Source organism: Microvirga pakistanensis, assembly GCF_004458765.1.
Taxonomy (GTDB): Bacteria; Pseudomonadota; Alphaproteobacteria; order Rhizobiales; family Beijerinckiaceae; genus Microvirga; species Microvirga pakistanensis.
In genome coordinates this window covers 1-223 of record NZ_SPJX01000342.1, presented here as the reverse complement: position 1 = coordinate 223, position 223 = coordinate 1, and the positions used below count along the sequence as shown (strand labels likewise).

At 69.5% G+C, this 223-nt stretch carries 1 protein-coding gene; it reads right to left on the bottom strand.

What is annotated here, in order from left to right; genetic code table 11:
• Positions 1–223 (bottom strand): uroporphyrinogen decarboxylase family protein (locus E4K09_RS18110; RefSeq protein WP_280177475.1); only part of this gene is annotated, 223 nt, incomplete at both ends.

Below are 223 nucleotides of genomic sequence, written 5' to 3'. Positions count from 1 at the left end.
TAAGCCCCCCTCACGCGAGCGATCATCTGTTCCACATGGGCGATCGGCGTCTCCGGCAGGATGCCGTGGCCGAGATTGAAGATGTGCGGGCGGCCGCGCACCGCCGCGAGAATGCGGTCGATCCCCTGGTCCATCGGCTCGCCCCCGGCGATCAGCGCGAGCGGATCGAGATTGCCCTGGGTGGCGACGGTATCCGGCAGGGCCGGGAGCACCAGGGCCGGAT